Annotated in this window: 10 protein-coding genes; 8 read left to right on the top strand and 2 right to left on the bottom strand. The window is 73.7% G+C overall.

Annotation, left to right across the window (positions count from 1 at the left end):
• Positions 1–93: 93 nt before the first annotated feature.
• From ABT095_RS07250 to ABT095_RS07215, 8 genes are all read left to right on the top strand, one after another.
• Positions 94–1,452, top strand: a complete 1,359-nt coding sequence (locus tag ABT095_RS07250; protein WP_350528306.1) for an MFS transporter — start codon at positions 94–96, stop codon at positions 1,450–1,452.
• A complete protein-coding gene (locus ABT095_RS07245) occupies positions 1,445–3,553 on the top strand; it encodes a molybdopterin oxidoreductase family protein (RefSeq protein ID WP_350528305.1) in 2,109 nt (702 codons plus the stop codon). Before ABT095_RS07250 ends, ABT095_RS07245 begins: the two co-directional genes overlap by 8 nt.
• On the top strand, positions 3,550–4,998 hold the full coding sequence (locus ABT095_RS07240; RefSeq protein ID WP_350528304.1) for an FAD-dependent oxidoreductase: 1,449 nt from the start codon (positions 3,550–3,552) through the stop codon (positions 4,996–4,998). Before ABT095_RS07245 ends, ABT095_RS07240 begins: the two co-directional genes overlap by 4 nt.
• Positions 4,999–5,191: 193 nt before the next feature.
• Complete coding sequence (locus ABT095_RS07235) at positions 5,192–5,785, top strand: flavodoxin family protein (protein ID WP_350528303.1); 594 nt, start codon at positions 5,192–5,194, stop codon at positions 5,783–5,785.
• A gap of 247 nt (positions 5,786–6,032) precedes the next feature.
• Positions 6,033–8,015: an FAD/NAD(P)-binding protein gene (locus ABT095_RS07230; protein WP_350528302.1), complete on the top strand. Its 1,983-nt coding sequence runs from the start codon at positions 6,033–6,035 to the stop codon at positions 8,013–8,015.
• Complete coding sequence (locus ABT095_RS07225) at positions 8,012–9,400, top strand: nitrosuccinate lyase (protein ID WP_350528301.1); 1,389 nt, start codon at positions 8,012–8,014, stop codon at positions 9,398–9,400. Before ABT095_RS07230 ends, ABT095_RS07225 begins: the two co-directional genes overlap by 4 nt.
• A gap of 216 nt (positions 9,401–9,616) precedes the next feature.
• The gene (locus tag ABT095_RS07220) at positions 9,617–10,648 is read left to right on the top strand and encodes a substrate-binding domain-containing protein (protein ID WP_350528300.1); all 1,032 of its coding nucleotides are present in this window, start codon (positions 9,617–9,619) and stop codon (positions 10,646–10,648) included.
• 122 nt (positions 10,649–10,770) lie between these two features.
• Entirely contained in the window at positions 10,771–11,031 is a 261-nt protein-coding gene (locus tag ABT095_RS07215) for a metallothionein (RefSeq protein ID WP_350528299.1), read from the top strand.
• A gap of 5 nt (positions 11,032–11,036) precedes the next feature.
• On the opposite strand, the gene ABT095_RS07210 is transcribed toward ABT095_RS07215, so the two are convergent.
• Both ABT095_RS07210 and ABT095_RS07205 read right to left on the bottom strand, forming a co-directional pair.
• Positions 11,037–12,281 carry a cytochrome P450 gene (locus ABT095_RS07210; RefSeq protein ID WP_350528298.1) on the bottom strand — a complete coding sequence of 415 codons (1,245 nt, stop codon included), beginning with the start codon at positions 12,279–12,281 and terminating at the stop codon, positions 11,037–11,039.
• 58 nt (positions 12,282–12,339) lie between these two features.
• The gene (locus tag ABT095_RS07205; protein WP_350528297.1) at positions 12,340–13,134 is read right to left on the bottom strand and encodes an EI24 domain-containing protein; all 795 of its coding nucleotides are present in this window, start codon (positions 13,132–13,134) and stop codon (positions 12,340–12,342) included.
• Between the last annotated feature and the right edge of the window lie 7 nt (positions 13,135–13,141).

Below are 13,141 nucleotides of genomic sequence, written 5' to 3'. Positions count from 1 at the left end.
GCAGGTGACGAAGTGGGCCGAGGCGCGTTGCCGCACGGGGGCCCGAGCGGTCAGTTTCACCCTGGAAGCCGCGCCCCCGAGAGGACTCCGACCATGAGCCAGACCCACCAGACCAGGGCCGCCCAGGCGCAAGGCGCCGGCAGAGCCCTGACCAGCGGCAAGGGCCGCTGGATAGCCAACTGGGAGCCCGAGGACCCGGGCTTCTGGGACGGACCGGCCCGCCGGATCGCCCGCCGCAACCTGATCTGGTCGGTGGCCGCCGAGCACCTCGGCTTCACCGTCTGGACGCTCTGGAGCGTCGTCACCGTGCACCTGAGCGGCCGGGGCTTCTCGGCCGACCAGCTGTTCTGGCTGGTCGCCCTGCCGAACCTGGTCGGTGCCGTGCTCCGGGTGCCCTACACCTTCGCCCCGGCCCGCTTCGGCGGCCGGAACTGGACCGTCGTCAGCGCGCTGCTGCTCACCATCCCCGCCGTGCTGCTCGCGGTGGCGGTGCACAACCCGCACACGCCGTACTGGGCCTTCCTGCTGATCGCCGCCACGGCGGGCGTCGGCGGCGGCAACTTCGCCTCCAGCATGGCCAACATCACCCACTTCTACCCGCGCGCCAAGCAGGGCGGGGCGCTGGGCATCAACGCGGCGGGCGGCAACATCGGCGTCAGCTCGGTGCAGCTGATCCTGCCCTGGGTGATCTCCGCGCTCGGCCTGGCCGCCGCCGGCCTGGTCTGGGTGCCGCTGGTGCTGGCCGCAGCCCTGGCCGCCTGGTTCGGGATGGACAACCTGCGCGACGCCCGCTCCTCGGTGCCGGACCAGCTCCGGGTGGCCCGCAACGGGCAGACCTGGCTGGTCTCGCTGCTCTACATCGGCACCTTCGGCTCCTTCATCGGGTACTCCACCGCGCTGCCGCTGCTGATCAAGGTCTCCTTCCCCGAGCTCGGCCTGGTGCAGTACACCTTCGTCGGCGCCCTGGTCGGCTCGCTGGTCCGCCCGCTGGGGGGGATGGCCTCGGACCGCTGGGGCGGCGCCCGGGTGACCATCTGGGCCTTCGCCACCATGCCGGTCGGCGCGGCCGGCGTGGTGTACGCGCTGCGCGAGCACAACTACCCGCTCTTCCTGGCCAGTTTCCTGCTGCTCTTCGTCCTGGCCGGGGTCGGCAACGGCTCCACCTACCGGATGGTGCCCGCGATCTTCGCCGCCCGGGCCCACCGGATGCTCGGCGCCGAGCACCCCGACGCCGCCGCCCAGGGCCGCCGCGACAGCGCGGCCGCGATCGGCGTCATCTCCGCCGTCGGCGCGCTCGGCGGCTTCTTCATCAACCGGGGCCTCGGCACCTCGATCGCCCACACCGGCAACGCGGATGCCGCCATGACGGTCTTCGCCGTCTGCTACGCCCTGTGCGCCGCGCTCACCTGGTACTGCTACGGGCGCAAGGGCCGGACGTACACCGATGTCTGACAGCTCAACTCCCCCGAGGCGCACGGCCACCCACTGCCCGTACTGCGCACTGCAGTGCGGGATCTGGCTCGACACGGACGCCTCGGGGGCCGTCACCGTCGAACCCCGCAACTTCCCGACCAACCAGGGCGGGCTCTGCCAGAAGGGCTGGACCTCGGTCGAGCTCCTCGACTCCCCCGCCCGGCTCACCAGTCCGATGCTCCGCCGCAACGGCCGACTGGTACCGGTGAGTTGGGACGAGGCGCTGGCGTACGTCGCCGAACGCTGCCGCGAACTCCAGGCCCGGCACGGCGCGGATGCCGTCGGCATCTTCGGCGGCGGCGGGCTGACCAACGAAAAGGCCTACCAACTGGGCAAGTTCGCCCGGGTGGGGCTGGGCACCGCGACCATCGACTACAACGGCCGCTGGTGCATGGCGGCCGCCGCGGCCGGCGGCGGCCGGGCCTTCGGGCTCGACCGCGGCCTGCCCTTCCCGCTCGCCGACGTCGGCGCGGCGCAGACCCTGCTGCTGGTCGGCGCCAACCCGGCCGAGACCATGCCGCCGTTCGCCCGCTACCTGGTCGCCCAGCGGCAGGCCGGCGGCTCGCTGATCGTGGTCGACCCGCGCCGCACCCCGACCGCCGCCCAGGCCACGCTGCACCTGCAGGCGCTGCCCGGCACCGACCTGGCGCTGGCCAACGGTCTGCTGCACATCGCCATCGCGCTCGGCCACCTGGACGAGGCGTACATCGCCGCCCGCACCACCGGCTTCGAGCGGGTACGCCGGACGGTGGCCGGCTACTGGCCCGAGCGGGTCGAGCGGATCACCGGCGTGCCCGTGCCCCAACAGCGCCGGGCCGTCCAGCTGTTGGGCCAGGCCGAGACCGCGATCATCCTCACCGCGCGCGGCGCCGAGCAGCACAGCAAGGGCGCCGACACCGTCAACGCGCTCACCAACCTGGCGCTCGCCCTCGGCCTGCCCGGCACCCCCGGCTCCGGCTACGGCTGCCTCACCGGCCAGGGCAACGGCCAGGGCGGCCGCGAGCACGGCCAGAAGGCCGACCAGCTCCCGGGCTACCGGCGGATCGACGACCCGGCGGCCCGCGAGCGGATCGCCGAGGTCTGGGGTGTGCCCGCCGACTCCATACCCGGGGCCGGCCGCAGTGCCTACGAGATGCTCGACGCGCTCGGCACCCCGGAGGGCGCCCAGGGCCTGTTCGTTCTCGGCAGCAACCCCGTCGTCTCGGCGCCCAACGCCCGCCGGGTGGAGGAGCGGCTGCGCGCGCTGGACTTCCTGGTGGTCTTCGACTTCGTGCTCAGCGAGACGGCCGCGCTGGCCGACGTGGTGCTCCCGGTGGCCCAGTGGGCCGAGGAGGAGGGCACCATGACCAACCTGGAGGGCAGGGTGCTGCACCGGCAGCGGCTGCGGCCGCCGCCGCCGGGGGTGCGCACCGATCTGGACGTGCTCGCCGAGCTGGCCGAACTCCTGGGCAGCAAGGCCGAGTTCTCCCCGGAGCCACGCGAGGTCTTCGCCGAGCTGCGCCGGGCCACCGAGGGCGCCCCGGCCGACTACTCGGGCATCAGCTACGAGCGGATCGACGCCGAGGACGGCGTCTTCTGGCCGGCGCCGAGCGCCGCCGAGGCCACCCCCCGGATGTTCCTGGCGTCCTTCGCCCACCCCGACGGCAAGGCCCGCTTCCTGCCGGTCGAGCACCGTCCGGCCGCCGAGGAGACGGACGAGCGGTACCCGTTGCACCTGACCACCGGCCGGGTGATGCAGCACTACCAGTCGGGCGCGCAGACCCGCCGGATCCCGACCCTCAGCGAGGCCGCCCCCGAGGCCTTCGTCGAGCTGCACCCCGACCTCGGCACCCGCCTGGGCATCGCCGAGGGCGACCAGGTCCGGGTGGTCAGCCGCCGGGGCAGCGCCGAGGGGCCCGCCCGGCTCAGCGACGCCATCCGGCCCGACACCCTCTTCATGCCCTTCCACTGGGGCGGCCGGGGGCGGGTCAACTCGGTGGTGGGAGCGGCACTCGACCCGGTGTCGAAGATGCCCGAGTTCAAAATCACTGCCGTCCGGCTGGAGCGCATCGCCGGGCGTGAGGGGAGGCAAGGCCCATGACGATGTACCCCGAGGTCAAAGCGGAGACCCGCCGGGTCGTGGTGGTCGGCCACGGCATGGCGGGCAGCCGGGTGGTCGCCGAACTGCTGGCGGCCAAGCCGGAGCTGGACATCACCGTGTACGGCGCCGAGCCGCACGTCCCGTACAACAGGGTGCTGCTGAGCAACCTGGTCGCGGGCAAGGCCGACGAGCAGAGCATCCAGCTGCTCGACGCCCAGCTGTGCGGCACCTCGGTGAAGGTGAACTCCGGGGTGACCGTCACCGCGATCGACCGGGAGAGCCGTACGGTCTGCGCGAGCGACGGCAGCCGCACCCCGTACGACGCCCTGGTCCTCGCCACCGGCGCCACCGCCGCCCGCCCCCCGCTCAAACGGCTCACCTGCGACGACGGCGAACTCCTCACCGGCGTGGTGACCTTGCGCACCCTGGACGACTGCCGGGAGATCCTGCGGCTGGCCGCCGAGGCGAGCGAGCGCAGCGGCCGCCCGGCCCGCGCCCTGGTGCTCGGCGGCGGCCTGCTCGGCCTGGAGGTGGCCCGCGGGCTGGTCCAGCGCGGCCACCGGGCCGAAGTGCTGCAGTTCGGACCGATCCTGATGGAGCGCCAACTGGACGAGGGTGCGGCCCGGGCACTGCACGGCGCACTTGCCGCCGTCGGGGTGGAGGTGCGGCTGGGCACCTCGGTGCTCGCGGTGGCCGGGCGCGAGCGGTTCCAGGGCGTCGAGTGCGAGGACGGCGGCTTCGTCCCCGGGGACCTGCTGGTGCTCGCCACCGGCATGCGGCCGGACACCGCCCTCGCGGCGGCAGCCGGGCTGCCGGTCGGGCGGGGCGTCGTGGTGGACGACCTGATGCGGACGGCCGACCCGGCCGTGTTCGCGGTCGGCGACTGCGCGGAGCACCGCGGCGTCGTGCACGGCCTGGTCCAACCGGCCTGGGAGCAGGCCCGGGTGGCCGCCCAGGTGATCGCCGGCGTCCCGGAGGTGGCGCCGTACCGGGAGAGCCGGGTGGTGACGCGGCTCAAGACCTCCGGGATCGACCTCGCCAGCATGGGCGAGTTCGCGCCCGACGGCACCGAGGACGACACCGACGTGGTGGTCTTCCAGGACACCCGGCGCAACCTGTACCAGAAGGTCGTGGTGCGGGACTGCAAGGTGGCCGGCGCCGTGATGGTCGGCGAGTCCGCGACGCTCGGCACCGTCACCCAGCTCTTCGACCGCCACGACCCCGTCCCCCGGGACCGCCGCCTGCTGCTCTTCCCCCTGGCCGCCACCGCCGTCGGCGAGACCGTCCTGCCCGACGACGCCCTGGTCTGCCACTGCAACGCCGTCACCAAGGCCGAGATCACCGCTCACCGCGGCAGCGACCTGGCGAGCGTGGCCCGCACCACCCGGGCCACCACGGGCTGCGGCGGTTGCCGGGAGGCTGTCGCCAAGCTGCTGGAGAGCTGACCAGGGGCGCGGGGACCTGCGCGAGGCGGGAGGCCGCCGGCCGTGCACGGTCGGCAGCGCAGTTCCTCGCGCCCTGGGTGCGTGCGACTTAACGGAATCAATCCGGCTCATTGGCCGCCTCACGGCCTCGCTCTCATGCTGACGTTACCGCCGCCCCCTGGTGTGGGCGGCCACGAGCCAGGGAGCAGCCGCAGTGGTCAACGTCTCCGTCATCTACTACTCCTCCACCGGCAACGTCCACCAGTTGGCCGTGGCCGCTGCGGCCACGGCCGAGCAGGCCGGCGCCCGGGTGCGGCTGCGGCGGGTCGCCGAACTCGCCCCGGCGCCGCTGATCGCCTCCGACCCCGCCTGGGCGGCGCACGCCGCCGCGACCGCCGACCTGCCGGTGGCCACCCTCGCCGACCTGGAGTGGGCGGACGCGATCCTGCTCGGCACCCCCACCCTGTTCGGCCAGCCGGCGGCCCAGATCCGGCAGTTCATCGACACCACCGGCCGGATCTGCTGCCGGGGCAAGGTGGTCTCCTCCTTCGTCTGCGCGGCCGGCCCCTGCGGCGGCCACGAGCGCGGCCTGCCCGCGCTGGACAACGCCTTCTACCACTGGGGCGCCGTGATCGTCCCCGCCCGCCGCTCCGAACTCTCCGGATCCGCCGACGAGTTCGAGTACGAGGCGGACGGCGAGGAGCCGGGCGAGGCGGAGCCGGAGGCGATCGCCGCCGTCGAGGAGCAGACCCGCCGGGTGGTCCGGGTCGCGGACGCCCTCACCCACCGGCTGATCGCGACGTCCTGAGCCGGCGGCAGACCCCCGCAACACTGCGGACACACCGCCGAAACGCCCGCTTCGCACCCCTTTCTGCACTCCCACGGCGGCACCGACCTGACGAGGTCGGCGCCGCCTGCGGTCGTTGCCCGCTCGAAGGTGACGAACCCTCCGCCGCCCTGACGGACCCCGGACAGCGGCGTTGAGATGCTGCGGCGAGCAGCACCGCCTCCCGAGCCGAGACCACGCCGAACCCGGCGGGATCGAAAGGGTTTTCATGAGCAAGAGTCAGCTGGAGATCTGCATCGTCGGCGCGGGCCCCCGCGGCCTGTCCGTCCTCGAGCGCCTGTGCGCCAACGAGCGCCACTCCCCGTCGCACCCCCAGGTCACCGTCCACGTGATCGACCCGGAGGCACCCGGCGCCGGGGCGGTCTGGCGTCCGCAGCAGTCGCGCCACCTCCTGATGAACACCGTCGCCTCCCAGATCACCGTCTACACCGACAACAGCGTGCGGATCGACGGCCCGATCGAGCAGGGCCCCAGCCTGTACGAGTGGGCCAAGGGCCTGCTCGAGCCGGGCGGCCGGGGCGACGCCGACGACGTCACCCTCGCCGAGGCCCGCGACCTGGGCCCCAACACCTACCCGAGCCGGGCGTTCTACGGCAGCTACCTGAGCGCGAGCTTCCTGCGCGTGGTCGCGCAGGCGCCCGAGCACGTGATGGTGCTGGTGCACCGCAGCCGCGTGGTCGCGATGGCCGACGTGCACGGCATCCCGGCCGGCCCGCAGGGCGTCCGGCTGGAGGACGGCACCCGGCTCAACCAGCTGGACGCCATCGTGCTGGCCCAGGGCCACGTGCCGGCCCGCCTGACCGCCCGCGAGGAGCGGACGGCCGCGCTCTCCCGGATCCACCACCTGACCTACATCACCCCGGCCAACCCGGCCGACCTCGACCTGGCCGACATCAAGCCGGGCGAGAACGTGCTGGTCCGCGGCCTGGGTCTGAACTTCTTCGACCACATGGCACTGATGACGGTCGGCCGGGGCGGGCACTTCGTCCGCGCGGGCGGCCGCCTGCTCTACCAGGCCTCCGGCTTCGAGCCCAAGCTCTTCGCCAGCTCCCGCCGGGGCGTGCCGTACCACGCGCGCGGCGAGAACGAGAAGGGCGCGTACGGGCGTTACTACCCCAAGCTGCTCACCACCGAGTACATCCAGGTGCTGCGCAAGCGGGCGGGCACCGAGGACCCGGTGCAGTTCAGCCTGGACCTGTGGCCGCTGATCACCCGCGAGGTGGAGAGCGTCTACTACCGCACCCTGCTCGACCAGCAGGGCCGCCCGGCCGACGCCGAGGAGCTCTGCGACCGCTACCTCGCGGCCGACCTGGACACCGATCTCACCGGCCTGCTGGACGAGTTCGAGGTCCCGGCCGAGGAGCGCTGGTCCTGGGACAGGCTGTCGCGCCCGTACGGGGACCGGGTCTTCGCCGACCGCAACGAGTTCCGCGCCTGGCTGCTCGACTACCTGGCGCAGGACGTCAAGGCCGCCCACCAGGGCAACCTGAGCGGTCCGCTCAAGGCGGCGCTGGACGTGCTGCGCGACCTGCGCAACGAGATCCGCCTGGCCGTCGACCACGGCGGTCTCGAGGGCGGCTCGCACCGGGACGACCTCGAGGGCTGGTACACCCCGCTCAACGCCTTCCTCTCGATCGGCCCGCCGGCCTCCCGGATCGAGGAGATGATCGCCCTGATCGAGGCGGGCGTGCTGGAGCTGACCGGGCCGCAGAGCGTCATCCGGCTCGACGTCACGACCGGCACCTACGTGCTCGCCTCCACCGCGGTGCCCGGCCCGCCGGTCCGCTCCACGGTGCTGATCGAGGCCCGCCTGCCGGAGCCGGACCTGCGCCGCACGGCCGACCCGCTGCTGCTGCACCTGCTCAAGACCGAGCAGGCGACCACCTTCCGGATCGACGCCGCGGGCGGCACCAGCTACGAGACCGGCGGCCTGGCCGTCACCGAGCGGCCGTACCGGCTGCTGGACGCCAAGGGCCGGGCGCACCCGCGCCGCTTCGCCTACGGCGTGCCGACCGAGGCCGTGCACTGGGTCACCGCGGCGGGCATCCGCCCCGGCGTGGACTCGGTGACCCTCGGCGACTCGGACTCGATCGCCCGCGCCGCCCTCCAGGTGGAGCCGTCGGTCGCGCGGGTGCCGGCCGGGGTCCGCCCGCCGTACTCGGAGGAGGAGCTCACCGGGGTGATCGTGTGAGTTCTCCCGCCGGGGCGGACTCCGGTCTGCTCTCACCCGTCCGCGCCGGGACGGCCGTCGAGGCGGTCGTCACCGACGAGGCCTGGGTGCGCTCGATGCTGGCCGCCGAGGCCGCGCTGGCCCGGGCCCAGGCCCGGCTGGGCACGGTGCCGGCGGCCGCGGCCGAGGTGATCAGCACGGCCGCCCGGGAGGAGGAGCTGGACGTCCGGGCGCTGGCCCTGGCCTCGAGGGAGACGGCCAACCCGATGGTCGGACTGGTCCAGGCGTTCACCCGCCGGGTCGCGGTCCGCAGCGAGGCGGCCGCCGAGTACGTGCACCGGGGCTCGACCAGCCAGGACATCTTCGACACCGGCGCGATGCTGGTGGCCGTGCGGGCGCTGGCGCTGGTGCGGGCCGATCTGGCCCGTACCGCCGAGGCGCTCGCGCACCTGGCGGCCGAGCACCGGGACACCACGGTGGCCGGGCGCACCCTCGCCCTGCAGGCGGTGCCGACCACCTTCGGCCTCAAGGCGGCCGGCTGGCGGGAGCTGGTCCTGGACGCCGACCACCGGCTGGCCACCGTCGCGAAGAGCCTGCCGGTCTCGCTCGGCGGCGCGGCGGGCACCCTGGCGGGGTACCTGGAGTACGGCCGGATCGACGGCGGGCACACCGACCCGGCCGCGTACCTCGACCTGCTGGTCGAGGCGTACGCGGCCGAGACCGGCCTGGCCCGCCCGGCCCTGCCCTGGCACGCGCTGCGCACCCCGATCGCCGACCTGGCCGCGGCGCTCGGCTTCACCGCCGGGGCGCTGGGCAAGCTCGCGGTGGACGTGCAGACGCTGACCCGCACCGAGGTCGGCGAGGTGGTCGAGCCGGGCGGCAGCGGGCGCGGCGCCTCCTCGGCGATGCCGCACAAGCGCAATCCGGTGCTGGCCACGCTCATCCGCAGCGCGGCGCTCCAGGTGCCGGTGCTGGCCGCCGGCCTGACGCAGTGCCTGCTGGCGGAGGACGAGCGCTCGGGCGGTGCCTGGCACGCCGAGTGGCAGCTGCTGCGCGAGTGCCTTCGGCTGGTGGGCGGTGCGGCGGCGACCGCCGTGGAGCTGACGGAGGGGCTGGAGGTCCGCAGGGGGCGGATCGCCGCCAACCTGCTGCTCACCGACGGCGCGCTGGTCTCCGAGCGGATCGCGGCCGTGCTGGCCCCGCTGCTCGGGCGCGGTGCGGCCCGGCAGCTGCTCACCGAGGTCTCGCACCGGTCGGCGGCCGAGCACCGGCCGCTGGCCGAACTGCTGGCCGAGGCGAAGGAGTTGGACGGCGTACTGCCGGCCGAGGAGATCGCCGCACTGTGCGATCCGGCGGCCTACACCGGTGCGGCCGGCCCGCTCGTGGACCGGGCCCTGGCCGGCTGAACCGGGCTGCCCGATCGGGCAGGCCGCCTTGCCCACCGAAGGGGCGCGGGGAGTCTCCCCGCGCCCCTTCGGCGTCTCCGCACCCCGATCCCGGCTGGTTACCGACGAGTTGACCCTTGTCCAACTCTGGTGCTTTCCGTTTGAATGCGCTTCAATCTGTTCGTTTCTGTCGTCCTCGACGTGCTCAGCACCCTCCCTCAGCCCAGGAGCACCGCCATGCCCAGACCCCGCCCCCGCCGGTCCGCCGCAGTCCTCGGCGTGATCGCCGCGCTCGGCGTCACCGCCTGCTCGGCGGACGGTCCGGGCGGCGCCGCCCCGGTCCCGTCCGGGAAGATCACCATCACCTACCTGCAGAAGCAGGCCGACCAGGGGTACTTCGTCTCCGAGGCCGCCGGGGCCAAGGCCAAGGCCGCCGAGCTCGGGGTGGACCTGCGGATGGTCGACCTGGGCACCGACGCCCGCAAGGCCGTCCACGAGGTGCAGTCCGCCGCCCGGAGCGGCAGCAACGGGGTGATCGCCGTCCTCCCCGACCCTGCCGCCGGGCCGGACGTGGTGGAGGCCGCGAAGACGGCCGGCCTGCCGCTGCTCACCTCCGACGACCAGGTCTGCGCCACCGAGTTCGACCCCTCCGCCTGCAAGCGGGCCGACCTGGTGCCCCGGATCGGCTTCAACGGCACCCAGCTCGGCGCCTCGATCGGCAAGCGCAGCGCCGAGGAGTACCAGAAGGCTGGCTGGTCCCAGCCGGACACCCGGATCGTCTCGCTCTGGAAGTTCGACGTGACGGTCTGCACCGACCGGATGAACGCGGCCAAGGACGCCTTCATCGACACGGCGGGCGCCAGCATCCAGAAGCTCGACATCCCCACCGACAACTCCGTCGACGGCGCCAGGGCGGCGCTCGCCGCCGCGATCGCCGGGGAGCACGGCGTGCGGCACTGGATCGTCTGGGGCTGCAACGACGAGAACGTGCAGGGCGGCATCGACGCGCTGCAGTCCGCCGGGGTGCCCACCGGCGACATCGCCGGGGTCGGCCTCGGCGCCTACCTGGCCTGCAAGGACTGGCTGGCCGGCACCCCGACCGGCATGAAGGCGGCGCTGTTCATCAACGGCAACGACGTCGGCGCCCGGGCCGTCCAGACCATGTACGACCGGCTGCGGCGCGGCAAGTCCTTCCCCGCCGAGGTCGCCGTCCAGCCCGCCATGGTGGACGCGGCGAACTGGCGCGCCTCCGGTCTCACCTGCTCCTGACGGCGGGTCGGCACCCGCCGTTCGGACGCGCGCCGATTGCCGCGCCCCGGGCGCGGCCGAAGACTCGGAGGCGTCCGCCCCCGTCCGGGGCCGGACGGGGACCTGAGGAAACGGCAGGGGTCATGGCGGTCTGCGTGGTGTGCAAGAACGACTACTGGCTGGCGTTCGAGATCAAGACGGTGACCGGGGACACCTACACCTTCGACAGCTTCGAGTGCGCGATGGAGAAGCTCGCGCCTCGCTGCGAGTACTGCCAGGTGCGGATCGTCGGCCACGGGGTCGAGGTCTCCGGCAAGTTCTTCTGCTGCGCCAACTGCGCGCGGCGCGACGGCGGGCTCGGCGAGCAGATCCGGGACGCCGTCGGGGTGCACCCGGGGGTCTGAGCCGGTCAGAAGGTGAAGGGCAGCCGCCGGACCCGGTGGTCGAAGCTGGAGTGCGCGAGCTCGGGCTCGGCGGTGGAGCGGATCTCGGGCAGCCGGGTGAGCAGCTCGCGCAGCAGCACCTTCATCTCCTGCCGGGCCAGGTAGGCGCCAAGGCAGAAGTGCGGGCCGCCGCCGCCGAAGCCCAGGTGCGGGTTGGGCGAGCGGGTGATGTCGAAGACGTCCGGATCCGGGAAGACGGCGGCGTCCCGGTTGGCCGAGCCGAAGAAGAGCACCACCTTGTCGCCCTTGGCCAGCTGGGCGCCGCCGAGCACGTGGTCGGCAGCCACGGTGCGGCGGAACTGGATGATCGGGGTCGCGTACCGGAGGATCTCCTCGACCGCCCCGGCGAGGTGCCCGTCCAGGTCGGCGGTGAGCAGCGCGCGCTGCTCGGGGTGGGTGGTGAGCAGGTGGAGGCCGTGGGCCAGCGCGTTACGGGTGGTCTCCACCCCGGCGACCAGGAGCAGGGAGAAGAAGGCGCCCAGCTCGCGGGCGCCCAGGCGCCGGCCGTCCACGTCGGCGGTGACCAGGGCGGAGATCAGGTCATCGGTGGGCCGCCGGCGCCGCTCCCGGCCCAGCGCGGCGATGGAGCCCTGCATCCGGGCCAGCGCGAGCAGGCCGCGCCCGGGCACCCGCAGCCGGCTGCGCTTCACCCCGGTGTGCTCGGACGCCCGGTTGACCTCGGTCAGGATCGCCCGGCGCTGGCGCTCGGGGACGCCCATCATGTCGCAGATCACCTGGTACGGGAGCTCGGCGGCGACGGCGCCGACGAAGTCCTCCGGGCGCTGCTCGATCACCTCGTCCACGACCCGGGCGGCGATCCGGCGGATGTCGGTCTCGACCCTGGCGATCAGTCGCGGGGTGAAGGCGCGGGAGACGATCCGCCGCAGATCGGCGTGGCGCGGATCGTCCAGATTGACCATCGAGTCGCCGAACAGGGCCCGCACCCAACGCGCGGGCTCAGGGGTGGTCACCCCCGGGCCGCTGACGAACACCTCGGGGGTGCGGCTGGCGGCCACCACGTCGGCGTGCCGCACCAGGGCGTGGAAGCCCTTGCCCGTCCGGGAGTCCAGGCAGTACACCGGGTGGTCGAGCGCGCGCAGCCGGGCGAAGGCGGCCGCCTGGGCCTCGGCCGGGAGCTGCCAGAATTCCGGCTCGGCCGGATTGGGCCCCGCGGTGAACACGGATTGCGCGCTGACACCCGTTGCACTCATGCCGCATATATGGCCCGCGGGCCGACGGAATGTCAAATTCCTTTCGGGAATTAAATTCCTAATACTGACCGCTTATCGCATCATCCTGTGTACTGTTTTCGTCCGCCTCCGGCGGCTCGACCGGCACCAGCTCCCGGGCCAGCAGGGTCGCCCCGGCCACCGCACCCGGCATCAGCAGCACCGTCACCATCGGCACCAGGAAGAGCAGCGCCAGCGGCGCCCCGAAGCCGAGCGTCAGCCCGAGCCGCCCGCGCAGCAGCCGCAGGCGCTCCGGCTGCGCGATGCCGCGCCGCTGCAGCGCGACGGCCGTCAGCTCGACGGCCAGGAAGTAGCCCGAGACGCCGACCCCCACCACCGGCACCACCGTCTGCCCGACCACCGGGACGAACCCGCAGGCGAACAGCAGTACCCCGAACCCGGCCGCCCGCAGCAGCACCGCCACGCTGTCCTTGGTCGCGGTCACCAGCTCACGCCAGAGCGGCAGCTCCGGCGCCGCCGGCGCCCCGCCCTCGGTCTCGTCCACCTGGGCGGCCAGCGACTCGTAGAACGGCTGGCCGACCAGCAGGGTCACAGCGGTGAAGGTGAGCGCCGCGAGCAGCGCGCCGCCCCCGACCAGCGCCGCCGTCACCACCCCGCGCAGCAGCCCCTGCCAGGGCGAGCCCCACCCGTCCGCGAACGGCGTCACCCAGCGCGCCAGCCCGCCGGCCTCCACCACCAGCACCACCAGCGCCGCCAGGTACCCGACCATGGTGATCAGCGCCGGGATCATCCCGAACCCCCACCACCGCCCCCGCCGGGCCACCCACTTCTGCCCCTCGAAGAGCAGCCGCATCCCCACCGCAAGATCTCGCATACCCGGC

The organism is Kitasatospora sp. NPDC002227 (genome assembly GCF_040296285.1).
Taxonomy (GTDB): Bacteria; Actinomycetota; Actinomycetes; order Streptomycetales; family Streptomycetaceae; genus Kitasatospora.
The sequence above is the reverse complement of the archived record's forward strand: the minus strand, read 5'-3'. Positions and strand labels throughout refer to the sequence as shown.